Origin of the sequence: Rhodococcus sp. SG20037 (assembly GCF_031763325.1) — a bacterium.
Lineage (GTDB): Bacteria > Actinomycetota > Actinomycetes > Mycobacteriales > Mycobacteriaceae > Rhodococcus_F > Rhodococcus_F qingshengii.
In genome coordinates this window covers 3,483,109-3,505,200 of sequence record NZ_CP134497.1, presented here as the reverse complement: position 1 = coordinate 3,505,200, position 22,092 = coordinate 3,483,109, and the positions used below count along the sequence as shown (strand labels likewise).

Here is a 22,092-nt window from a genome sequence, read left to right as displayed (position 1 = left end):
AGGTCGCCGAGTGCTGTTTTCTCGAATACCTGAACCTCGGGGCCTGTACGACCCCGATCAGGAAACCGATTCGTGTGGTGTAGCCGTGGTAGCAGACACCTCTGGACGCCACCTGCATTCCATTGTCGACGATGCGCTCGCGGTCCTGGGCAATCTCTCCCATCGCGGCGCAGTTGGGCGCGAATCCAACAGCGGAGACGGCGCGGGCATTCTGATTCAGCTGCCGACGGAGTTCTTCGACGCGGTGACCGGGTTCGAGCTTCCACCACCCAACGCGATGGGTGAGAACACCTACGCGGCCGGAAACTGCTTTCTCCCGGTGGATCAGGAAGCACGTTGGCGCGCGGTAGTTCGGATACACCGGTACGCAGCGGCAGAAGGACTGCGGATTATCGGGTGGCGAGAGGTGCCGGTCGACCGAGACTGCGTCGGAACCGTTGCCGCGCAGTGCGCTCCGCACGTCAGTCAGTGTTTTGTGACGTGCGCCGAGTCGCGAGATCGTAGTGTGGGCGGAATTGCCTTGGACAGACGAGTGTTTGCGCTCAGGAGACAGGTCGAGCGGATTCACTGTGCCAACACTGCAGTGTATTTCCCCTCGTTGTCCGCCCGAACCATCGTGTACAAGGGCATGCTGACGCCGACGCAGTTATCCGGTTACTTCACCGACCTACGCGACGACCGAATGCGAACTGCGTTGGCAGTCGTGCACAGTCGATACTCCACGAACACATTTCCGTCGTGGCCACTCGCTCAGCCGTATCGCTGCATCGCCCACAACGGCGAGATCAATACGATTGTGGGAAACAGGAATTGGATGCGCGCTCGCGAGCCGATGCTGCGGAGCACACTTTTAGGTGGGGACATCGATCGCCTGTTTCCGATCTGCACCCCGGGAGGATCCGACTCTTCGTCGTTCGACGAAGTACTGGAGTTTTTGACGCTCGGGGGCCGCAGTGTGCAACACGCCATCGCGATGATGATTCCCGGAGCCTGGGAGAACGATTCTTCGATGCCCGACGAGATAAAGGCCTTCTACCAATTTCACGGTTGTCTGATGGAACCGTGGGACGGTCCGGCGTCCGTGACGTTCAGCGACGGCATTGTTGTCGGGGCCGTGTTGGATCGCAACGGTCTTCGCCCAGGGCGATGGTGGCGGATGAAGAACGACCGTATCGTGTTGGCCAGTGAGAGCGGTGTGTTCGACGCTCCCACGTCCGAGGTGTTGGAGAAGGGGCGCCTCGAACCGGGACGCATGTTTCTCGTGGACACCGCTCGCCATCGGATCGTTTCCGATGCGGAGATCAAGTCCGAACTCGCGAGCACAGCCCCCTACCGGGACTGGGTCGACGGGGGATTGGTCGACCTCGAGGAAATCCCCGAGACTGCGCCTGCCCGAGGCGATCCGGCTCCGCTGTTGCAACGGCAGTTGCTCTTCGGATACCACGCCGAGGACGTGCGGGACATTCTTGTCCCGATGGCAAGCTCAGGATCGGAGCCGTTGGGATCGATGGGTGTCGACACGCCTCTCGCCGTTCTTTCGGATCGGCCGAAGCTGTTGTACGACTACTTTATTCAGCTCTTTGCTCAGGTGACCAACCCGCCTTTGGACGCGATTCGCGAGGAAGTCGTCACTACGCTTGGTGTCACCCTCGGCGCTGAGCAGAACTTGTTCGAAGCGTCGGCGCTGTCGTGCCGAAGGATTGTTCTCGACAAACCGGTGATCGGACCGGGGAAGATGGCGAAGGTTGCCGAACTATACGGCGCAAGAACTCCGAGAAGCGCTGTCCTTCGCGCAGGTTTCGATCCGAGGGGCAGTCTCACCGAAGGCGTCGAGAGGCTTCGTGAGTCCGCCCGAACAGCCGCCGCAGCCGGAATCGAGATTCTGGTGATCTCCGACCGTGGATCAGGCCCTGAGCAGGCTCCCATTCCGTCATTGCTCGCAGTATCAGCCGTGCACCACGATCTGGTTCGTCATGGCCTGCGGACCAAGGTTTCCCTTGTCGTCGACTCGGGTGACGCGCGCGAAGTTCATCACATCGCGCTGCTGATCGGCTACGGTGCGGCGGCTGTCCACCCGTATCTTGCTCTCGAATCTGTCCAAGCCCTCAGCGAGCAGGACGAACTTCCCGGGATAGATCCGAAGACTGCGTCGGACAACTACCTGAGAGCAACAAATTTCGGCGTGCTCAAAGTGATGTCGAAGATGGGAATCGCTACGGTTCACTCCTACACGGGCGCACAGGTATTCGAGGCCGTGGGCTTGGGTCGAGAGTTGGTCGACGAATACTTCTGCAACACACGGAGCCGGATCGGCGGGATCGGTATCACCGAAGTCGCGCGCGAAGTTCTGATGCGCCACACGGCTGCGTTCTCGTCGTCCGCAGTGCAGCATCGTCAGTTCGACAATCGTCAGTTGACCGACAGCGGACAGTACCGGTATCGCCGCGATGGTGAATTGCATGTGTTCACACCCGAATCCGTGTTCTTCCTTCAGCATGCGACCCGGACGGGGCGAAGTGAAATCTTTCGCCGCTACAGCGATGAAGTCGATCGACTGAGCGCGCAGGGCGGAACACCGCGGGGATTGTTTCGATTTCGGTGTGAGGTTCGTCCGCCGATTCCGCTCGATCAGGTCGAACCCATCGAGATGATTCTCGCTCGATTCAACACCGGTGCGATGAGCTACGGTTCCCTCTCTGCGGAGGCGCACGAGACGATGGCGGTTGCGATGAATGCTCTCGGCGGGCGTTCCAACACCGGTGAGGGCGGAGAGTCGCCGGAGCGGTTGCGTGACGACAAGCGTCGAAGCGCAGTCAAGCAGGTCGCGAGTGGGCGCTTCGGGGTGACCAGCGATTACCTGGTCAATGCCACCGACATTCAGATCAAGATGGCCCAAGGTGCCAAGCCCGGTGAAGGAGGGCAGCTTCCGGGGTCCAAGGTGTACCCGTGGATCGCGGAAACCCGGTACTCGACGCCTGGGGTCGGGCTCATTTCTCCGCCCCCGCACCACGACATCTATTCGATCGAGGATCTCGCCCAATTGATCTATGACCTCAGATGCGCAAACGATCGTGCGCGGATACACGTGAAATTGGTCAGCGCAGTCGGAGTCGGGACTGTTGCGGCAGGTGTGGCCAAAGCGCACGCCGACGTGGTGCTGATCTCCGGTCACGACGGTGGGACGGGTGCTGCGGCACTCTCGTCCATCCACCACGCGGGTACGCCGTGGGAGATCGGGCTGGCCGAAACTCAGCAGACCCTGGTGCTCAACGGGTTACGCGATCGGATCGTCGTCCAGTGTGACGGGGGTGTGCGCACGGCGCGGGACGTCGTCGTCGCCGCGTTGCTGGGGGCGCAGGAGTACGGGTTTTCCACGGCGCCACTCATCGCGGCCGGGTGCGTCATGATGCGGGTATGTCACCTCGACACCTGCCCCGTCGGAGTAGCGACGCAGAATCCCGAACTGCGCGAGCGATTCACCGGCCGGCCCGAGTACGTCGAGAACTTCTTTCGCTTCATCGCCGCCGACGTACGACGGTTGTTGGCAGAACTGGGGTTTCGAAGTATCGACGATGCGCTGGGGCACGCAGACGTATTGGAAATGTCTCCGGCGGTGGCGCATTGGAAGAGCCGCACGTTGGACCTCTCACCACTCTTCGACGTTCCGGCCGCGCCGACCGGCGCGGCCTACCCGCCGTGTGTACCTGTTTCGAGCGAACTCGAACGCACCCTGATCGAGTGCGCCGCGAACTCACTCGAGGACGCTCGACCCGTGCATATCGAACTGCCAGTACACAATACGGATCGGGCGGTGGGGACGAGGCTGGGCGCAGAGGTGACCAGACGCTACGGCGCCGTCGGGCTACCTCAAGGCACCATCGACGTCGTGCTCCGTGGAACGGCAGGCCAGTCACTCGGTGCGTTCCTGCCGCCCGGCATCTCGCTGGTCGTCGTCGGCGATGCAAACGATTACGTGGGGAAGGGGCTCTCCGGTGGACGAATTGTGCTTCGGCCGAGTGAGGACGCGCCCTTCGTGGCGGAGGATCAGGTGATTGCCGGCAATACGCTGCTGTACGGCGCTACGAGCGGTGCGCTCTATGCCAGGGGGCGTGTCGGGGAACGATTCGCGGTGCGCAACTCGGGCGCGGTCGCTGTGGTGGAAGGCGTCGGCGACCATGCGTGCGAGTACATGACCGGGGGTCGCGTCGTCATCATCGGCCCAACTGGTAGGAACCTTGCTGCGGGAATGTCGGGCGGAATTGCCTTCGTACTCGACGTGAAGGCAGAGAAGGTCAACGGCGACATGGTCGTTCTGGAGCGGCCTTCGGCGGAAGACTGCAGTCAGCTGGTCGAAATTCTCGGCGAGCATTTGGCTGCGACCGGCTCGCCGGTGGCGGCAAAACTTCTCGACGACTGGGTTGGCCAGAGTCCGAGATTCACCAAAGTTTTGCCTGTCGACTACCGGAAGGTCGTGGAAGAGAACGAACTGGTGGAGCCGGCTCATGCCTGACGCACGCGGGTTCCTCAACGTGAAACGATCCGGCTCACCGACCAGATCGACCGATGTGCGTGTCGGCGACTGGGCGTCGGTATACGAGTCGCTGGATCCCGTCGTGCGAAATCGAGACGTATCTGCACAGGCCTCGCGTTGCATGGACTGCGCTGTGCCGTACTGCCATTCGGCCGACGTGGGGTGTCCGCTCGGCAATCTCATTCCGGAATGGAACGACCTGGTTCGGCGTGGACGGTGGTCCGAAGCCTCGGAGAATTTGCATTCCACCAACAATTTCCCCGAGTTCACCGGACATCTGTGCCCCGCACCGTGCGAAACGGCCTGCGTTCTCGCACTCGACGACGAGCACACGTCGGGGGGTGTCACCATCAAGCGCATCGAACAGGCGATCGTCGACAACGCCTGGGAATCGGGTTGGTTGGGGCCGCAGGCACCGGTAGTTCACAGCGGAAACCGTGTTGCGGTTGTCGGTTCGGGACCGGCGGGGCTGGCCGCGGCTCAACAACTGACACGAGCCGGACACAGTGTCACGGTGTTCGAGCGGAGCGATCGGATCGGGGGACTGCTTCGCTACGGAATTCCGGAATTCAAGTTGCCCAAGGCCCTCATCAACCGGCGGCTGGACCAACTGACCGCCGAGGGGACCAGATTCGTCACTGACTGCGCCGTCGGAGTGAACGTGAGCGCGCACGACCTCTCGACGGATTTCGAGGCGGTAGTCCTGGCGGTCGGGGCTGATCGTGCCAGAGACACCGACGTACCGGGTCGTAGTCTTCGCGGAATCCATCGTGCGATGACGTACCTGCGTGCGGCCAACCACGAATGCGAGGGTGATGGTGCGTCGAGCATCTCGGCGCGAGGTAAGAACGTCGTGATCATCGGTGGCGGCGACACGGCCGCCGACTGCCTCGGCACGGTGCATCGCCAGGGTGCGCACGCAGTGACGGAGTTGGATTACCACGTCCCACCTCCGGCACACCGCGATCGAGATCGCGACCCATGGCCGTTGTGGCCGCGGGTCCTACGCAGCTCGCCGGCGGATGAGGAGGGCAGTGACAAACGGTTCCGATGGGCTGCGCAGGAATTTCTCGACGACGGTAAGGGTGCGGTCCGTGCAATCCGGATGGTTCCGGTAGCCGTGTCACGAGCGAAGAACGGACAACGAACCTTGGTGGAGACTGGAGACACGATCGATCTCGTGTGCGAGATGGTCCTGCTCGCTCTGGGTTTCGACGGCGTCGAAACCGCCCCGCTGCTCACCGACCTTGATGTCGGCACCGATCCACTCGGCAGAATCGAGTGTGATGTCGGGTGGCAGACCCGGACACCCGGCGTATTCGTCTGCGGCGACGCGCATCGCGGGGCGTCGCTGGTCGTGTGGGCGATTGCCGAGGGACGGTCGGCCGCACGTGCCGTCGACATGTTTCTCACAGGCGAGTCGGCGCTTCCGGCTCCGGTTCATCCAAAGGCATTTCCGCTGTTCGTGAGCTGACCAACTGAATCGAGTAAGTACAGAAAGTGCAGGTCGCAAATGCCGGATAGAAGTGCGGTGGGGTAGCGACTAGGCTCGAGCCGTGAACCGACGGACAAAAATTGTATGCACACTTGGACCTGCGACAGCTTCTGGCGACCGCATCCGTGAGCTCGTGGAGAGCGGCATGGACGTGGCGCGCCTCAACTTCAGCCACGGCGAGCATGCCGATCACGAAGAAAACTACATTCGCGTCCGCGCCGCGTCGGACGCCACCGGAAAGGCCGTCGGTGTTCTCGCCGACCTTCAGGGGCCCAAGATTCGCCTCGGCCGATTCAAGGACGAGCGGACCACCTGGGCCAACGGTGAAGAGGTTCGTATCACCGTCGACGACGTCGAGGGAACGCACGATCGCGTCGGGACCACGTACAAGGAATTGGCGCGCGACGCCAAGGCCGGCGATCGACTGCTGGTCGACGACGGAAAGGTCGGCCTGGTCGTCACGTCCATCGACGGCAACGACGTCGTCTGTCGGGTCACCGAAGGCGGTCCGGTCAGCAACAACAAGGGCCTCTCACTGCCCGGTATGAACGTCTCCGTTCCAGCCCTGTCGGGCAAGGACATCGCCGACCTCGAGTTCGCTCTCAAGCTGGGTGTCGACTTCATTGCACTCTCCTTCGTTCGCTCACCGGCGGACGTCGAATTGGTTCACGCCATCATGGATCGAGTCGGGCGCCGCGTTCCCGTCATCGCGAAGCTCGAGAAGCCCGAGGCCATCGACAATCTCGAAGCCATCGTGCTCGCGTTCGACGCCGTCATGGTCGCCCGCGGTGACCTCGGTGTCGAGTTGCCGCTCGAGCAGGTCCCGCTCGTTCAGAAGCGCGCAATCCAGATTGCTCGTGAGAACGCGAAGCCGGTCATCGTCGCGACGCAGATGCTCGAGTCGATGATCGAGAACTCACGTCCCACTCGCGCAGAGGCATCCGATGTCGCCAACGCCGTTCTCGACGGCGCCGACGCAGTCATGCTCTCGGGCGAGACTTCGGTGGGCAAGTACGTCATGGAAACCGTTCGCACCATGGCCCGCATCGTCGAGGCCGTCGAGAACGAATCGACCCGTGTCCCACCGTTGACCCACGTCCCGCGCACCAAGCGCGGTGTCATCTCGTACGCAGCACGCGACATCGGCGAACGTCTCGACGCCAAGGCCTTGGTTGCGTTCACTCAGTCCGGTGACACGGTGCGTCGACTGGCTCGTCTGCACACGCCGCTGCCGTTGCTCGCCTTCACACCGCTGCCCGCGGTGCGCAGTCAGCTGACGCTGACGTGGGGAACCGAGACGTTCCTGGTCGATGCGGTGGCCACCACCGACGAGATGGTGCGTCAGGTGGACAGTGCGTTGCTCTCCCTCGGGCGGTACGTCAAGGGCGACCTCGTGGTCATCGTTGCCGGGTCCCCTCCGGGAACTGTCGGTTCCACCAACCTCATTCACGTCCACCGCATCGGTGAAGAGGACCACTGAGTGACCCACGCGAACGCGTCCACCGACCTCGGTACTCTCCTCGGTTTGTTGGATCTGGAGCAGATCGGTGAAGACGCGTTCCGTGGATACCACCCGAAACAGGTAGGTTCGCGGACGTTCGGCGGTCAGTTGGTGTCTCAGGCACTGATGGCCGCCGGGCGGACCGTCGACGGTGATCGCCCCATCCATGCGGTGAATGCCCATTTCATTCGCGGCGGAGATGTCAAGGCGCCCATCGAGTATCGGGTGGATCGTCATCGCGACGGGCGGGCGTTCGCCAACCGTCAGGTGACTGCCTATCAGGGTGAGAACGAATTGTTCGTGATGCTCGCGGCGTTCCAGGACTCCGGCAAGGGGCTCGACCATGCTGTCGAGATCCCGGATGTTCCACTTCCGGAGTCGTTGCCTCCCATCGGCGATCATCTGGTGGGGTACGAGGAAAAACTGCCGCATTTCAGTGCGGCGCTCAAGCCGATCGACATGCGGTACGCCAACGATCCGGCGTGGATCCTCAAGGGCACCGGCGAGAAACTCAACCACAATCGGGTGTGGATGCGCCCCGACGGTGATCTGCCGGACGATTCGCTCATTCACGCTGCGACGCTGGCATATTCGTCCGACACCACCGTGCTCGATTCGATTCTGACCACTCATGGTTTGTCCTGGGGTCATGATCGTATCGTCGCGGCGACGGTCAATCATTCGATCTGGTTCCATCGCCCGTTCCGGTTCACCGACTGGGTCCTGTACGCCACCGAATCGCCGGTCGCCGCAGGTTCGCGCGGTCTGGCAACCGGACGGTACTTCTCGGTGGAAGGACTGCTGTTGGCGACGGTGGTCCAAGAAGGAATGATCAGGCATTTCCCGCGTAAAGGGGAATGAGATGCGGGCCCGAGACCGAACTCGGGCCCAGAATCAAGCAGACTTGCGATATTGCGGTGAGAGTTCGTCGGCGCGGTCCCACGGAGACCAGTCGACTTCGCGTCCATCGAGTTGGGCCGCAACAACTTCCAAGCCCGCGTGCCAACCGGCGGCGTGCGCGTACGCGGACTCCTCGTCCTCCATCGTGTGGGTGAGAGTCAGCCAACAGCCGCCGGTGCCGTCCGGTGCCAGTTCCCAATGAAGAGTGTCTGCGTCCCAGAGGAATTCGAGAATTCGGTGCGGGTGGACGCTGATGACCGTCCCGCGCGTCACGTGATCTGCGGGCAGTCCGAAACGCTCGACTTGTTCCGGTGTCACCTTGAACAGTAGATCCGCGCCGGGAGTGAGATCGAAATCGACGTCCGCCGGAAACCAGGCGTCGAGGTACTCGCGTTCCGTTATCACTTTCCAGACCTTGTCCGGTGCGTGCGGAATCGCCAGTTGGAAGCTCAGTGACACCCGACCGTCATAGGTCAGGTTTATCTTGCCGTTGTCCATCGGTGCCTCCAATGCTTGGTGCCCGTGCGGTTGCCCCCATCGTGCCATCTAATTGCACAGGATGGAATAACTGCAGGTCAGATCGTTACCTATTGATAGGTTATGTCGATTTGTCTCGTTTTGTGAGTGGCGTTCTCGACGCGTTTCGTGGCGGTGAAGCAACCGCGCGGTACGCTGACCACGCACGACTGGCGCGGGTGGGAATTACCACCGGGGAGTGCACATCGCGAGGCATCGACCGCCTGGGTGCTTCACACATCTTGTGTGAAGGGGATCCATGTCTATCGAGAATCGGCCCACCGAAAATCTGTCTACCGAAAATCTGCCCAGCCAGAACGTGGCCGCTCGAATAATCGACGGACGCGCAATTGCCGATGCTGCGCTCGCGGACCTGTCGGTGCGCACCAGGCAGTTTCGTGATGAGGCGGGGCACGTTCCTTGCCTGGCCGCCGTCATCGTGGGAGCGGACCCGGCCTCGAAGGCGTATGTACAGATGAAGGCCAAACGATCTGTCGCCGTCGGAATGACGTCGCGGACGGTCGAACTCCCGGTGAGTACAACCACCGAAGAACTGGTCGACGTGCTGAGAGCGTTGTCGGCGGACCCTTCGATCGACGGCATACTGCTGCAACACCCGGTGCCAGGCCACATCGACGAACGGGCCGCGTTCGATGCCATCTCGGCCGACAAAGACGTTGACGGCGTTACCTCGGCAGCGTTCGCGGCAATGGCGTTGACCGGTGGGGGATTCGAATCATGTACACCGAGTGGCATCCTGCGCCTCCTCGACGCCACAGGCGTCGAACTCTCCGGAAAGCATGCCGTCGTGGTCGGCCGAAGCCCGATACTCGGATTGCCGATGGGAATGCTCCTCCTGCGTCGAGGCGCAACGGTGACATACTGCCATTCGCGCACCGTCGACCTGGCCGCACACGTCGCCTCGGCAGACGTCGTCATCGCGGCCGTCGGTGTTCCGGAACTGATCAAAGGGACGTGGATCAAGCCTGGGGCAGTGGTGATCGATGCGGGGTACAACGAGGGCAACGTCGGAGATGTGGAGTACGCCGCTGCGCTCCCACATGCCGGTGCGATCACACCGGTGCCGGGTGGCGTCGGCCCCATGACGGTGGCAGTCCTGCTGGAACAAACACTGGCAGCAGCAGTTCGAGCAGCGGACGTTCGGGCATGCAGTGAGAATCATGACAGTCGTGTTGAACCGGACCCCGCAATCGCCTCGGATCGATTGTGAGACCTCGGTTTCGAGACGGAGTATTCATCCGCCCCGCGATAACCGAATTACCGCGTCGAGCACCGCTGCGCTGGAATGGCTGAGCTGAGCGCGCAATTGGGTATTCGACAGTCAGCTGTCTGCCTTGGGGATGTCGATCGTCAACTGGGACGGTGAATCGGATGTCGATACGGTGTATGCCGGACGGATGTCGACCGTGCCGACAAACGACTGCAGGATCGCACTGTTCCTGGCTGCACTGTCTATGCGCGTGATGTTTTCGCCCTCGTGAGATACGGAGTTGAGCGACGAATCCGATTGGACTCCCATCAGGTCGACTTGAAGTATCGATCGACTTCCGACGTCCACGACTGTGCTGTCACCCGCTCGGATTGCTTCACTGACGTATTCGGTTTTCCAGAACACAGATCCGCTTCCGTCGAAGCGATAGGTGATGCGGGTGAAACCATCGTGATCGATCACGTCGATCTCGGTCACATCGACGCGCGGAGTCGGTGAAGGGACCTCCGTGTCGTTCGGGAACGGGGGAGGCATGGAGATCTCGGTGGATGGGGCATCGACAGGGGGAGAGCCGACCTGAAGGGTGCCGGTCTGTGTTGCAGCATCGAGCGCGGCCTGGGTGGAAGATTCGCCGGCAGTGCTGGATTCGCCGGCAGTATTGGATTGGCCGTCTGTTTGACACCCGGTGAGCAGCGCGAGAATCGATATGGCTCCGAGCAGAGCAATCAGCCGGTGACCGTTCATGGATCGAATCTAACGGCGGTCGATCTGGGGTACAGCCGAATGCCGAAACCTTGCGGTGCGGCCAGCTGCGGCAGGTGGTGCCCTCGGTGAGACTCGAACTCACACTGGACGGGTTTTGAATCCGTTTCCTCTGCCAATTGGGATACGAGGGCTTGTTGCGATGACTACATTAGAAGATGCGATTTCAATGTCAAACACCGGTACCCTCTAATCGTTCGCGTCTCGTGTCGGGGCGGTTCGATGGAGGAGGATGGTGGCCATGAATTCGCCGCAGCCGCAAGGCAATCAGCTCGCACCCCGTCGTGTTGTCGTCGCTGAAGACGAGGCGTTGATCCGCATGGATCTGGTCGAGATGCTCCGCGAAGAGGGCTACGACGTCGTCGGTGAGGCCGGTGACGGGCAGGTCGCGGTGGAGTTGGCCGAGTCGCTCAAGCCTGATCTGGTCATCATGGACGTGAAAATGCCCAGGAGAGACGGCATCGACGCCGCTTCGGAGATTGCCGCCAAACGCATCGCTCCTGTTGTCATTCTCACAGCGTTCAGTCAGCGCGAGTTGGTCGAGCGCGCACGCGATGCCGGCGCCATGGCTTACTTGGTCAAGCCGTTCTCGATCAGTGACCTCGTTCCCGCTGTCGAATTGGCGGTCAGTCGTTTCCGCGAGGTGACGGCGCTCGAGCGTGAGGTCGCTGATCTTTCGGACCGGCTCGAAGCACGCAAGCTGATCGAGCGAGCCAAGAGTGTTCTGATGGTTCGCCAAGCGCTCACCGAACCTGAGGCGTTCAAGTGGATTCAGCGCGCCGCGATGGATCGGCGCTCCACGATGAAGGCGGTCGCACAGGTCGTACTGGAAACTCTGGGCGGTGAACCGGACGCTTGAGCAAAGTGTCCGGGTTACCCGGTTGCTGCGTCGACCGTCGAAACGTCGCGCAGCGCTACAGCCGTGTAAACACTGTGCACCTTCAGATAACAGTCAGGTCACAGGGCTTTCTTGAAGGATCGCGAAACGGTTCCAAGGTCTAGCGTCTGATCCCACAGCGAGCGCCAGTTCGGGTGGCGCGAGCACCGGCTGATCTTAGGAGCGTGGGATGGCTAGACGAACACTTGTGCGTACTGCTGCAGTTCTCGGCGCGGCATCACTGGCACTTGCAGGCTGTAGCTCGGACAAGTCGGATGACTCGTCTTCGAGTGGCTCTACGTCCGGCGCTTCTGCCGCGACGACATCCGTCACGACTGATTGCACCCCGGAGCAGGCCAAGGCCGGCGCCACCCCGTCCACGGAAGCGCTGCGCATCGGCACGCTTCTTCCCGATACAGGCAGCTTGTCGTTCCTCGGGCCGCCGATGGTCGCGGGCACCCAGCTGGGAGTCAACGACGTCAATGCAGCCGGAGGTGTTCTCGGCCAACCGGTCCAGCTGATTCCCGGCGATTCGGGTGACACCACAACGGACACCGCCAATACCACCGTCGACCGCGAATTGGCTGCAGGCACTCAGGTCATCGTCGGCGCCGCGTCGTCTTCGGTCTCGCTCAAGGTGATCGACAAGATCGCCAGCGCAGGCGTCGTGATGTTCTCGCCTGCCAACACCTCGGACCAATTCGTCTGCTACCCAGACAAGGGCATGTACTTCCGCACCGCTCCGACGGACGTACTGCAGGCTCAGGCCGTCGCACAGCTCATTTCGGACGACGGTGGTCAGCGCGTAGCGATCATGGCCCTCAACGACCCGTACGGGACGGGTCTGGCGGACAACATCGAAAAGAATCTGATCGATTCGGGTGTCCCCTCCGATCAGATCGAGAAGATCATCTACGACCCGAACGCGCAGTCGTTCAACTCCGAAGTCGATCAAGTCAAGAACTTCAATCCGGATGCAGTGGCACTGGTGGGCTTCGAAGAGTCGGCGAAGATCATCACGCGCATGCACGAAGTGGGCATCGGCCCGTCGGACGGAATGGCGATGTACGGCGTCGACGGCAACATGGGTAACGCTCTCGGCGAATCCGTGGCGAAGCCGTTGCTCGACACCATGCAGGGAACGACGCCCCTGACGGACGTCGGAGCTGCCTTCCAGGATCGTCTGAAGGCTGTGAACCCCTCTCTGATCGACTTCAACTACGCCGGAGAGTCATACGACGCGGTGGTGATCTCAGCGCTCGCTGCCGAGCAGGCGAAGTCGACGGCCGGTACCGACATCGCGGCCAACATCAACAGCGTCACCGAAGGCGGCACCAAGTGCACGTCCTACGTCGAGTGCCTGCCGTTGGTGAAGGCGGGAACCGACATTGACTACGACGGCATCACCGGTGAGTTGGACTTCAACGATTCGGGGGAGCCGTCCATCGGTTCGTACGGAAAGCTCAAGTTCGGCCCTGAGAACACCCTGACCACAGAAGGATTCGTGGTGGTGGGCAAGTAAGTCGTGGGCAGGTAAGCAGCCAACGAGAATGGGCCAGGGTCTCGCGACCCTGGCCCATTCTCGTGTCTGTCCTACTTCTCTTTGCTTCCAGCGAGCGTTCCCAAGTACAACTCGATCACCTTGGGGTCGTTCATCAGATTGGCGCCGGTGTCGGTGTACGCGTTCTTACCCTGATCGAGTACGTAACCGCGGTCGCAGATCTGAAGGCAGCGGCGCGCGTTCTGCTCGACCATGATGACCGAGACACCGGCAGCATTGATCTTCTTGCAGCGGATGAACACCTCGTCCTGGAACATGGGGGACAGGCCCGCGGACGGTTCGTCGAGCAGCAGCACCGACGGATCCATCATCAGGGCCCGGCCCATCGCGACCATCTGGCGTTCGCCGCCGGAGAGTGCGCCGGCCTTCACCTTTCGTCGTTCACTCAGAAGAGGGAACAGTTCACTCACGAAGGCGAATCGTTCCGCGAATGCCTTGGGCCGCAGATAAATGCCCATTTCGAGGTTTTCTTCGATGGTCAGAGTCTGAAAGACGTTCTGTGTCTGAGGGACGTACCCGACTCCCTTCTGAACGAGGACGTGAGCGGGCGCAGACGTGATGTTGTCCTCGCGTAGGGTGACCGACCCTTCGCGTACCGGTATCAGTCCGAACAGTGATTTCAGGAGTGTCGATTTGCCTGCGCCGTTCGGTCCGATGATCCCGACGATTTCCCCTTCCTTCAGGAAGAAGTTGCATTCACGCAGGATGTTGACGCCGGGAATGTAGCCCGCGACGAGGCTGTCGGCGCGGAGCAGGGCACCTGCCGACAGTCGCTGATGCTCCTCGGCCGTCGCGGCGAACTCTGCAGGCGTGAGTGAACGTGCGTGGTTCTCGCTCATGGCTTCTCGTGCCTTCCGCGCGGTTCCTCGGGACTCGATTCCAGCGTCGCGGCGAGATCGGCCGGAAGGTTGTCGATGTCGGGTTCCGACAGGTCCCCGCCCGTCTCGAGGGTTTCGACCTCGGCTTCAGCCAGGGCGGCGGCCAGAACGGCCGTCTCGCCCACCGGATTTCCGTTGTCGTCGAACTCGAGGGCCTGGTCATGGTGGCTGCCCAGATATGCGTCGACGACGGCTGTATTGGACGAGAGTTCGTCCGGGGTGGATTCGGCGATGACGCTGCCCTGCGCCATGACCACCACCCAATCGCTGATGTCTCGGATCACGTCCATGTCGTGCTCGACGAACACGACGGTCATTCCGTCGTCGCGCAATGACTTGATGTGTCCGAGCAGGCTTTGCGTCAGAGCAGGATTGACCCCCGCCATCGGTTCGTCCAGCATCACCACCGAGGGCGAGGTCATGAGTGCGCGAGCCATTTCGAGCAGTTTGCGCTGCCCACCGGAGAGTGAACCGGCGAGGTCGTCGGCCTTGGTGTCGAGTTTGAATCGTGCGAGGAGTTCGTTGGCGCGTTCGGTGATCTCGCGTTCCTGGCCTTTCCAGATCCACGGGACGAGAGATGCAAAAATGCGTTCACCACGTTGGCCGGTGGCACCGAGACGTACGTTGTCCAGCACGGTGAGTTTGGAGAGCGCCTTGGTCAACTGGAACGTCCGTACCACTCCTTTCCTGGCTACCTGGTGGGGATACATGCGGCCCAGCGATTGACCGTCCATCGACCACGTACCGGTGTCCGGCCGGTCGAATCCGGTAAGGAGGTTGAAGAGCGTCGTTTTTCCGGCACCGTTTGGACCGATCAGACCCGTGATGCACCCTCGTTGAATCTCGAGGTGATCGACGTCGACGGCCTTGAGACCGCCGAACGTCCGCGAGACGTTGTCAGCGACCAACACCGGGTCGGGTTTCGCCGATCCGGGAAGGTGAGGAACGTCGGCAAAGATCTGTGCTCTGGTATCGGCGTCAAGCATTGAGTTGCACCTCCCGCTTGTTACCCAGTATTCCCTGCGGTCTGAAGACCATCAGGAGAGCAATCATCAATCCGAGCAGGACGTACCTGGTGGCCCCGACCTGTTGTTCGGTCAGCGAGAGCAGCGGATTCTCGCCGGAGATCGCCTGACGCAGCAAGGCATCAGGGATGGCGAGGAGGAACCAGAACAACATTGCGCCGACCACCGGGCCGAATACCGTTGCCGCCCCGCCCAGAATCAGTGCGCCGAACGCGAAGAACGTCTGCGCGGTCGAGTAGAAGTCCGGGTTGATGGACTTGGTCTGCAAAGCGTTGAACACCCCGGCCAGACCACCGATCACGCCGCCGAGAACCAGCGCCTGCATCTTGTACACGAACACGTTCTTGCCCAACGATCGCGCTGCGTCCTCGTCTTCGCGAACCGCCTTGAGGACGCGCCCCCACGGACTATGCGTCAACAGGTAGACAAATCCGCACAAGATCAAGACCAGCGTCCACCCCACGACCATCGACCAGAGGTCGTCTCCGTAGAACTTCACGCCGAGAAATGAGTACTGCTTGGCCGAGTCGAAGGGGCTCAGTGCGGTGAACGGGTCTGCGAAACCGAACAGGCCATTAGTGGAACCGGTCACCGAATCCGACGCGGTCGAGCGGAAGATCAGACGCAAGATCTCCGAAGCGGCGATGGTCACGATGGCGAGATAGTCGGCGCGCAGACGCAGCGTCGGGATACCGAGCACGAGCGCGAGGAGCCCGGCTGCGGCGAGTCCGACGAGGATGCCGAGCCAGAGCGGCTGGTCGTAGGTCACGGTCATGATGCCGACGCCGTAGCCGCCGAGAAGGGCAAAACCGATCTGACCGAAATTGAGCAGTCCGGCGTAGCCGAAGTGCAGGTTCAACCCGATTGCCAACAGTGCGTAGAAGATTGCCGACGGCCCGATCAGCTGGGCGAAGGAAACCTGGAAAGCTCCCATGATGTCCATGTTCGTCACCCGATCCTTTGTCTGGATCCGAGGATGCCCTGGGGGCGAACCACGAGGATCACGATCAAGACGAGAAGTCCGCCGATGTATTTGAGGTCTGGGTTGATGATGAGCGTCGAGAGTTGGACCAGAAGTCCGACGATGACGCAGCCGAGTAGCGCCCCGTACGCGGTTCCCAGACCACCGAGGGTGATTCCGGCGAACATGAGCAGCAACAGTTTGAAGCCCATTTCCCACTGGACGCGTCCGCCGAGCTCGGAGATACCGAACAGCACACCGCCGAGGGCGGCCAATCCGCCGCCGAGACCCCAGACGAACATGATCACGCGCTCGACGTTGATACCGGACGAAGCGGCGAGGTCACGATTGTCGGAGACGGCACGCATGGCCTTTCCGATGCGAGTCTTCTGCAGAAGCAGTGCGACGCCGACCAGGACGACCAGACTGACGATCATGACTATCGCGTTGGCGTCGGTCAGTGCGATCGGGCCCCAGTTCTTCTCGACCTGGCCCTGGTAGTCGTCGAACGGTTCGGCGCGGTCGGAGAAGAAGATCAGGATCAAGTAGCGCAATGAAATCGCGAGACCGATCGAGACCACCAATTGCGCGATCAACCCGGTCTTGCGCTTACGCAGTGGTTTCCAGACGATTCCGTTGGTCAGCAGGCCGATGCCGATGCCGACGAAGATCGCGAGGATCGTGGCGGGAATCAGCGGAACGCCGAAGGACGTGTTGATCACCCAGGCAGCAACGGCTCCCAACGTCACCATCTCGCCGTGAGCGAAGTTGGTCAGGCCAGTGGTGCCGTAGATCAGGCTCAAACCCACACCGGCGATCGCGATCACGAGGCCGAACCGCAGACCGTCGACCGTCGTGCGGATCAGCTTCTCGCCGAAGCTGACATTCGAGGCGGTACGTACCTCGCCGAACGAGAAGATCACGGTGTTCGCGCGGCCGGCCACCACCTCGCGTTCGACAGCGGCTTGCACACTGACCCCGTCGGGAAGTGTGTCGGCAACGATCTCGAAGGTGTAGGTGCCCGGTGCCACGGCCAGTTCCCAACGGCCGTTCGATGCCGATTCTCCGGTGGCGACTTCCGTGCCGGAAGAATCGAGTGCACGGACGGTGACGCCCTCGAGGCGTGTGCCGCCGTTGTTGAGATTGCCGCTGACGGGGACAGCGTTGTCGGGAACCGGTGCTGTCGGTGTTGCGGATGCTGTCGGGGTCGGCGGTGTAGGGGAAGTGGTCGGTTCCTGAGCCGAAGCAATTCCGGCCAGGCTGAGTAATGCGAAGAACGTCAGTAATGCAAAGGCCAGTAGTCGGCTGAGTGTCGCGAGGGTCTGCCGTTTCACTACGGGTGGGGCCACGTACGTCCTCCGAGCGGGTCGGGAATAGCGCGTCTGGACAAAGGTGCCGCGCAGCACAGGGATTGTTTCGTTGCTGCGATTTCCGGACTCTAACGGCTCCGTTCGCTTCAGATGGGGTTCTGAGATTTCCGGGATGTTTCGGTTCCGTATCGAAGGCCGAAGGCTGCATCAATTGTCCGATTCTTGTGTCTGTTCCTGCGTAAACAACGGCGAAGGCGTCGATGTCGGTCGCGATCCCTAGACTGATGAACCGTGAGCCCCGCAACCACAACTCGGTCCAGCACGTCCACCGCTTCAGCCGGCACCACCGGCAAGGCGGACGATCGCCCTCTTCTGATGCTTCTCGACGGGCATTCGTTGGCATTTCGCGCCTTCTATGCGCTGCCTGCAGAGAACTTCAAGACACACAGTGGGCAGGCCACCAACGCGGTGTACGGCTTCACGTCGATGTTGATCAACCTTCTTCGTGACGAGCAGCCCACCCACCTGGCCGCGGCCTTCGACGTGTCGCGTCAGACGTTTCGCGCCGACCTGTTCCCCGAATACAAGGCGCAGCGCGCGAAGGCTCCGGACGAATTCAAGGGCCAGATCGACATCACCAAGGACGTTCTCGGCGCGCTGGGCATCCCGGTCATGGCCGAGGAAGGTTTCGAAGCCGACGACGTGATCGCCACCTTGACCACGCAGGCGGAGGCACTCGGATACCGGGTTCTCGTCGTGACCGGTGACCGTGACTCGCTGCAACTGGTGACCGACAACGTCACTGTGCTCTACCCGAAGAAGGGTGTCTCGGAGCTCACCCGATTCACGCCGACGGCCGTAGAGGAGAAGTACAGCCTCAGCCCGGCGCAGTATCCCGATTTTGCTGCCCTGCGCGGCGACCCGAGTGACAACCTCCCCGGCATCCCCGGCGTCGGCGAGAAGACCGCCACCAAGTGGATCCGTGAGTACGGCGACCTGCAGGGACTGGTCGACAACGTGGACAAGGTCCGCGGCAAGGTGGGCGACTCACTGCGGGAGAACCTCGCGAACGTCCTGCTCAATCGTCAGCTCACCGAAATGGTTCGCGACGTTCCCTTGCCGTACACGCCCGAGCAGTTGGTGTTGGCCCCGTGGGACCGCGAGAAGATTCATGCGTTGTTCGACGATCTCGAGTTCAAGGTTCTCCGCGATCGACTGTTCGCGACCCTGTCGTCGTCCGAGCCCGAAGCAGAGGAAGGGTTCGAGGTCAGCGGCGACGCACTCGCCCCGGGTGCGGTTGCCGCGTGGCTCGACGCCCACGCACGAACCGGTGAGCGTCACGGCGTGACGGTGCTCGGAACCAGAACTCCGTTCGCCGGCGACGTCACTGCACTCGCGATCGCGGCCTCCGACGGTGAATGTGCATACATCGCGGCGTCGACGGCAACACCGGAAGACGAAGCAGCTCTCGGTGATTGGCTCGCCGACGCATCGCAGCCGAAGGCGCTGCACGAAGCCAAGTGGGCGATCCATGCTCTGCGTGGGCGTGGTTGGACGCTCGGTGGACTGACCAGCGACACTGCTCTGGCCGCGTACCTCGTCCGGCCGGGCCAGCGCAGCTTCAATCTCGACGACCTCTCGCTCCGCTACCTCAAGCGTGAACTGCGCGCCGAAACATCCGGCCAGGAACAGCTTTCACTGCTCGACGACACCGAGCAGCTCGATGCCGAAGCGGCCGAGACCGCGATGCTCAGCGCTCAGGCCGTTCTCGACTTGGCAGCTGCACTGGACACCGAGTTGGAGTCGATCGAATCCAAGTCGCTCCTCTCCGACATGGAACTGCCGTTGACGATCGAGCTCGCTCAGATCGAGGCCACCGGCATCGCCGTCGACAGCGCGCATCTGCACGATCTTCAGAGCCGTTTCGCCTCCCAGGTCGCCGACGCAGCAAACTCGGCCTACGAGGTGATCGACAAGCAGATCAACCTGGGTTCGCCGAAGCAGCTGCAGGTGGTCTTGTTCGAAGAACTCGACATGCCCAAGACAAAGAAGACGAAGACGGGCTACACCACCGACGCCGAGGCGTTGCAGGGTCTGTTCGACAAGACAGGACACCCGTTCCTCGAACACCTTCTCGCGCACCGTGATGCGACGCGTATGAAGGTGACCGTCGACGGTCTTCTCAAGGCCGTAGCCGAAGACGGACGCATTCACACGACGTTCAACCAGACGGTTGCCGCGACCGGACGTCTGTCGTCGACCGATCCGAACTTGCAGAACATCCCGGTGCGAAACGACGCGGGGCGCGAGATTCGCGACGGATTCGTAGTCGGGCAAGGGTTCGACGTTCTACTCACTGCCGACTACAGCCAGATCGAAATGCGCATCATGGCGCACGTATCAGGCGACGAGGGACTGATCGAGGCATTCAACACCGGTGAGGACCTGCACAGCTTTGTCGGCTCGCGCGCATTCGGTGTACCGATCGAAGAGGTGACTCCAGAACTGCGGCGCCGGGTCAAGGCGATGTCCTACGGTCTGGCCTACGGGCTCAGTGCCTACGGATTGGCGTCGCAGCTGAAGATTTCGACCGAAGAAGCGAAGCAGCAGATGGATGCGTACTTCGCTCGTTTCGGCGGCGTGCGGGATTACCTCCACGCGGTGGTCGAGCAGGCACGTAAGGACGGCTACACCTCGACGCTCTACGGTCGTCGTCGCTACCTGCCGGACCTCAACAGCGACAACCGTCAGCGTCGTGAGGTTGCCGAACGTGCTGCCCTCAATGCGCCGATCCAGGGCACTGCGGCCGACATCATCAAGGTGGCGATGATCAACGTGCAGAAGGCTCTCGCCGACGCCGGATTGAAGTCGCGCATGCTGTTGCAGGTGCACGACGAATTGGTGCTCGAAGTGGTTGCCTCCGAGTTGGAGGAGGTCACCGCGCTGGTCAAGGACAAGATGGCCACAGCCATCGAGCTGTCGGTACCTCTGGATGTTTCGGTGGGAACCGGTCGAAGCTGGGACAGCGCGGCTCACTAGGCAGCAACGAAAAAGGCTGGGCCGGAATCGACTTCGATTCCGGCCCAGCCTTTTCACGCTATTCAGCAGATGCGGTCTGCTCTGCGATCTGCTTGCGGACCTCGTCCATGTCGAGTGCCTTGACCTGAGTGACGAGCTCCTCGAGCTGAGCGGCGGGAAGCGCGCCGGCCTGGTTGAACACGAGTACGCCTTCGCGGAAGGCCATGATCGTGGGGATGGAGCGGATGTTGGCGGCCGCTGCGATTCCCTGCTCGGCCTCGGTGTCGACCTTGGCGTGAACGACGTCGGCATGCTTCTCCGAAGAGGCTTCGAACGTCGGTGCGAACTGGCGGCACGGGCCGCACCAGGAGGCCCAGAAGTCCACGACGACGACGTCGCTGCCGTTGATCGTTTCGTCGAAGTTCTGCTGGGTGAGTGTCTGGGTGGCCACAGGGGTCCTTTCCATTGTGCGGGCTGTTGGTGTGTGCAACGCCCCGGAACCGCTGATTCTTCCCTGAGCCGATTTCAGCTTGCGTTCTCGGTCGCCCGAAACGTCCGGCGGTAGGCCTGCGGCGTGGTGCAACGCAGACGAATGAAGTGCTGGCGAAGCACGGCACCGCCGCCGAATCCGACGCGTTCTGCGATGACGTCGACGGAGAGGTCGGAATTCTCGAGGAGATGTTGGGCGGCCAGTACTCGCTGATCGCTGAGCCAGCGGGCGGGGGTTGTTCCCGTTTCCGCTTGGAAACGGCGCGCGAACGTGCGCGCGGACATGTTCGCGCGGGCCGCGACCATGCCCACAGTGAGGTCGAGGGCGAGGTTCTCCGTCATCCAGTCGAGGAGCGGGGCAAGGGTTGCACTCGGCGTCGAGGCGAGGGGAGTGGCAACGTACTGGGCTTGCCCACCGTCACGATGGGGCGGCACCACCATCCTTCTCGCGATGCCATTGGCAACGCGAGAACCCTGTTCTTTTCGGACGATGTGCAGGCACAGGTCAATTCCTGCCGCGGTGCCTGCGCTGGTGAACACCGGATCTTCGTCCACGTACAACACGTCCGGATCGACCTTGGCTTCCGGATACGTCTGGGCAAGCCTCTCTGCATGCCGCCAATGCGTCGTGCATCGCCTTCCGTCCAGTAGTCCAGCCGCCCCGAGGACAAACGCTCCGGTGCACAGACTCGCCACCTTGGCGCCCCGGGCTACGGCCTCGTTGAGTTTGACCAACAGGGGATCGACACTCGAGTCGGGACTCGGTGAGCACATGTACGCGTCGCCGGCGTCGTAGGTTCCGCCGGCGGACACGACGATGAGATCGGCGTCGTCGAGAGAATCGAGGTTGTACGGAACATCGATGTTGTACCCGAACCGCGTTCGGATCGGATCCGGAACTGCGGCGATCAGAGAGAAGTCGTACGTGGGGAGGCCTTCGTCGGATCGGTCGAAGCCGAAGACTTCACATGCGACGCCGAGTTCGAACGCCTCGGTCATCGGCATCAGTGGGACCACCACTTTCGCGAGCATCTTTC

At 61.8% G+C, this 22,092-nt stretch carries 16 protein-coding genes and 1 tRNA gene; 8 read left to right on the top strand and 9 right to left on the bottom strand.

Annotated features, from left to right (window positions below):
* Window positions 1-10 precede the first annotated feature (10 nt).
* From gltB to RHP72_RS16110, 4 genes are all read left to right on the top strand, one after another.
* The gene (gltB, locus tag RHP72_RS16125) at window positions 11-4,510 is read left to right on the top strand and encodes a glutamate synthase large subunit (protein ID WP_311093588.1); all 4,500 of its coding nucleotides are present in this window, start codon (window positions 11-13) and stop codon (window positions 4,508-4,510) included.
* Window positions 4,503-6,005: a glutamate synthase subunit beta gene (locus RHP72_RS16120; RefSeq protein ID WP_058037524.1), complete on the top strand. Its 1,503-nt coding sequence runs from the start codon at window positions 4,503-4,505 to the stop codon at window positions 6,003-6,005. The genes gltB and RHP72_RS16120 overlap by 8 nt, the downstream gene beginning before the upstream one ends.
* A gap of 82 nt (window positions 6,006-6,087) precedes the next feature.
* Window positions 6,088-7,506 (top strand): pyruvate kinase, encoded by a 1,419-nt coding sequence (pyk, locus tag RHP72_RS16115; protein WP_003944038.1) that lies wholly within the window; start codon window positions 6,088-6,090, stop codon window positions 7,504-7,506.
* Window positions 7,507-8,388, top strand: a complete 882-nt coding sequence (locus RHP72_RS16110; RefSeq protein WP_003944096.1) for an acyl-CoA thioesterase II — start codon at window positions 7,507-7,509, stop codon at window positions 8,386-8,388.
* Window positions 8,389-8,421: 33 nt separating this feature from the next.
* On the opposite strand, the gene RHP72_RS16105 is transcribed toward RHP72_RS16110, so the two are convergent.
* A complete protein-coding gene (locus RHP72_RS16105; RefSeq protein ID WP_042923025.1) occupies window positions 8,422-8,925 on the bottom strand; it encodes an SRPBCC domain-containing protein in 504 nt (167 codons plus the stop codon).
* A gap of 277 nt (window positions 8,926-9,202) precedes the next feature.
* On the opposite strand from RHP72_RS16105, the gene RHP72_RS16100 reads away from it, so the two are divergent.
* Window positions 9,203-10,174, top strand: coding sequence for a bifunctional 5,10-methylenetetrahydrofolate dehydrogenase/5,10-methenyltetrahydrofolate cyclohydrolase (locus RHP72_RS16100; protein ID WP_058037523.1), 972 nt, complete (start codon window positions 9,203-9,205; stop codon window positions 10,172-10,174).
* A gap of 111 nt (window positions 10,175-10,285) precedes the next feature.
* Here RHP72_RS16100 and RHP72_RS16095 read toward each other — a convergent pair whose 3' ends face one another.
* Window positions 10,286-10,918, bottom strand: coding sequence for a hypothetical protein (locus tag RHP72_RS16095; protein WP_007728715.1), 633 nt, complete (start codon window positions 10,916-10,918; stop codon window positions 10,286-10,288).
* Between the two features lie 75 nt (window positions 10,919-10,993).
* Window positions 10,994-11,070 (bottom strand) — tRNA-Leu (locus tag RHP72_RS16090).
* Window positions 11,071-11,177: 107 nt separating this feature from the next.
* Here RHP72_RS16090 and RHP72_RS16085 point away from each other — a divergent pair.
* Together RHP72_RS16085 and RHP72_RS16080 are read left to right on the top strand one after the other, a co-directional pair.
* Window positions 11,178-11,795, top strand: coding sequence for an ANTAR domain-containing response regulator (locus tag RHP72_RS16085; protein ID WP_003944029.1), 618 nt, complete (start codon window positions 11,178-11,180; stop codon window positions 11,793-11,795).
* Window positions 11,796-12,003: 208 nt separating this feature from the next.
* Window positions 12,004-13,335: an ABC transporter substrate-binding protein gene (locus RHP72_RS16080; RefSeq protein ID WP_003944031.1), complete on the top strand. Its 1,332-nt coding sequence runs from the start codon at window positions 12,004-12,006 to the stop codon at window positions 13,333-13,335.
* A 71-nt stretch (window positions 13,336-13,406) separates the two neighbouring features.
* Here RHP72_RS16080 and RHP72_RS16075 read toward each other — a convergent pair whose 3' ends face one another.
* From RHP72_RS16075 to RHP72_RS16060, 4 genes are read right to left on the bottom strand one after another with little or no spacing between them, the layout of a single operon-like run.
* Window positions 13,407-14,213: an ABC transporter ATP-binding protein gene (locus RHP72_RS16075; RefSeq protein WP_007728720.1), complete on the bottom strand. Its 807-nt coding sequence runs from the start codon at window positions 14,211-14,213 to the stop codon at window positions 13,407-13,409.
* A complete protein-coding gene (locus tag RHP72_RS16070) occupies window positions 14,210-15,238 on the bottom strand; it encodes an ABC transporter ATP-binding protein (RefSeq protein WP_054781295.1) in 1,029 nt (342 codons plus the stop codon). Before RHP72_RS16070 ends, RHP72_RS16075 begins: the two co-directional genes overlap by 4 nt.
* Window positions 15,231-16,220: a branched-chain amino acid ABC transporter permease gene (locus RHP72_RS16065; RefSeq protein ID WP_283306880.1), complete on the bottom strand. Its 990-nt coding sequence runs from the start codon at window positions 16,218-16,220 to the stop codon at window positions 15,231-15,233. The genes RHP72_RS16070 and RHP72_RS16065 overlap by 8 nt, the downstream gene beginning before the upstream one ends.
* 5 nt (window positions 16,221-16,225) lie before the next feature.
* Complete coding sequence (locus RHP72_RS16060) at window positions 16,226-17,536, bottom strand: branched-chain amino acid ABC transporter permease (RefSeq protein ID WP_037126618.1); 1,311 nt, start codon at window positions 17,534-17,536, stop codon at window positions 16,226-16,228.
* Between the two features lie 303 nt (window positions 17,537-17,839).
* Here RHP72_RS16060 and polA point away from each other — a divergent pair, with 303 nt between their 5' ends.
* Window positions 17,840-20,587 carry a DNA polymerase I gene (gene polA, locus RHP72_RS16055; RefSeq protein ID WP_030536747.1) on the top strand — a complete coding sequence of 916 codons (2,748 nt, stop codon included), beginning with the start codon at window positions 17,840-17,842 and terminating at the stop codon, window positions 20,585-20,587.
* 58 nt (window positions 20,588-20,645) lie between these two features.
* Here the strand turns inward: polA and trxA are convergent, their stop codons facing one another.
* Both trxA and RHP72_RS16045 read right to left on the bottom strand, forming a co-directional pair.
* Entirely contained in the window at window positions 20,646-21,017 is a 372-nt protein-coding gene (trxA, locus tag RHP72_RS16050) for a thioredoxin (RefSeq protein WP_311093586.1), read from the bottom strand.
* A 74-nt stretch (window positions 21,018-21,091) separates the two neighbouring features.
* Complete coding sequence (locus tag RHP72_RS16045; protein WP_311093585.1) at window positions 21,092-22,087, bottom strand: helix-turn-helix domain-containing protein; 996 nt, start codon at window positions 22,085-22,087, stop codon at window positions 21,092-21,094.
* Window positions 22,088-22,092: the final 5 nt, after the last annotated feature.

Excerpts from the sequence above, each read along its gene's own strand:
- RHP72_RS16045 (WP_311093585.1), bottom strand. The coding sequence starts at position 22,087 with ATGCTCGCGAAAGTGGTGGTCCCACTGATGCCGATGACCGAGGCGTTC.
- RHP72_RS16085 (WP_003944029.1), top strand. The coding sequence starts at position 11,178 with ATGAATTCGCCGCAGCCGCAAGGCAATCAGCTCGCACCCCGTCGTGTT.
- RHP72_RS16070 (WP_054781295.1), bottom strand. The coding sequence starts at position 15,238 with ATGCTTGACGCCGATACCAGAGCACAGATCTTTGCCGACGTTCCTCAC.
- RHP72_RS16095 (WP_007728715.1), bottom strand. The coding sequence starts at position 10,918 with ATGAACGGTCACCGGCTGATTGCTCTGCTCGGAGCCATATCGATTCTC.
- RHP72_RS16120 (WP_058037524.1), top strand. The coding sequence starts at position 4,503 with ATGCCTGACGCACGCGGGTTCCTCAACGTGAAACGATCCGGCTCACCG.
- RHP72_RS16100 (WP_058037523.1), top strand. The coding sequence starts at position 9,203 with ATGTCTATCGAGAATCGGCCCACCGAAAATCTGTCTACCGAAAATCTG.
- RHP72_RS16065 (WP_283306880.1), bottom strand. The coding sequence starts at position 16,220 with ATGGACATCATGGGAGCTTTCCAGGTTTCCTTCGCCCAGCTGATCGGG.
- RHP72_RS16075 (WP_007728720.1), bottom strand. The coding sequence starts at position 14,213 with ATGAGCGAGAACCACGCACGTTCACTCACGCCTGCAGAGTTCGCCGCG.
- RHP72_RS16105 (WP_042923025.1), bottom strand. The coding sequence starts at position 8,925 with ATGGACAACGGCAAGATAAACCTGACCTATGACGGTCGGGTGTCACTG.
- RHP72_RS16080 (WP_003944031.1), top strand. The coding sequence starts at position 12,004 with ATGGCTAGACGAACACTTGTGCGTACTGCTGCAGTTCTCGGCGCGGCA.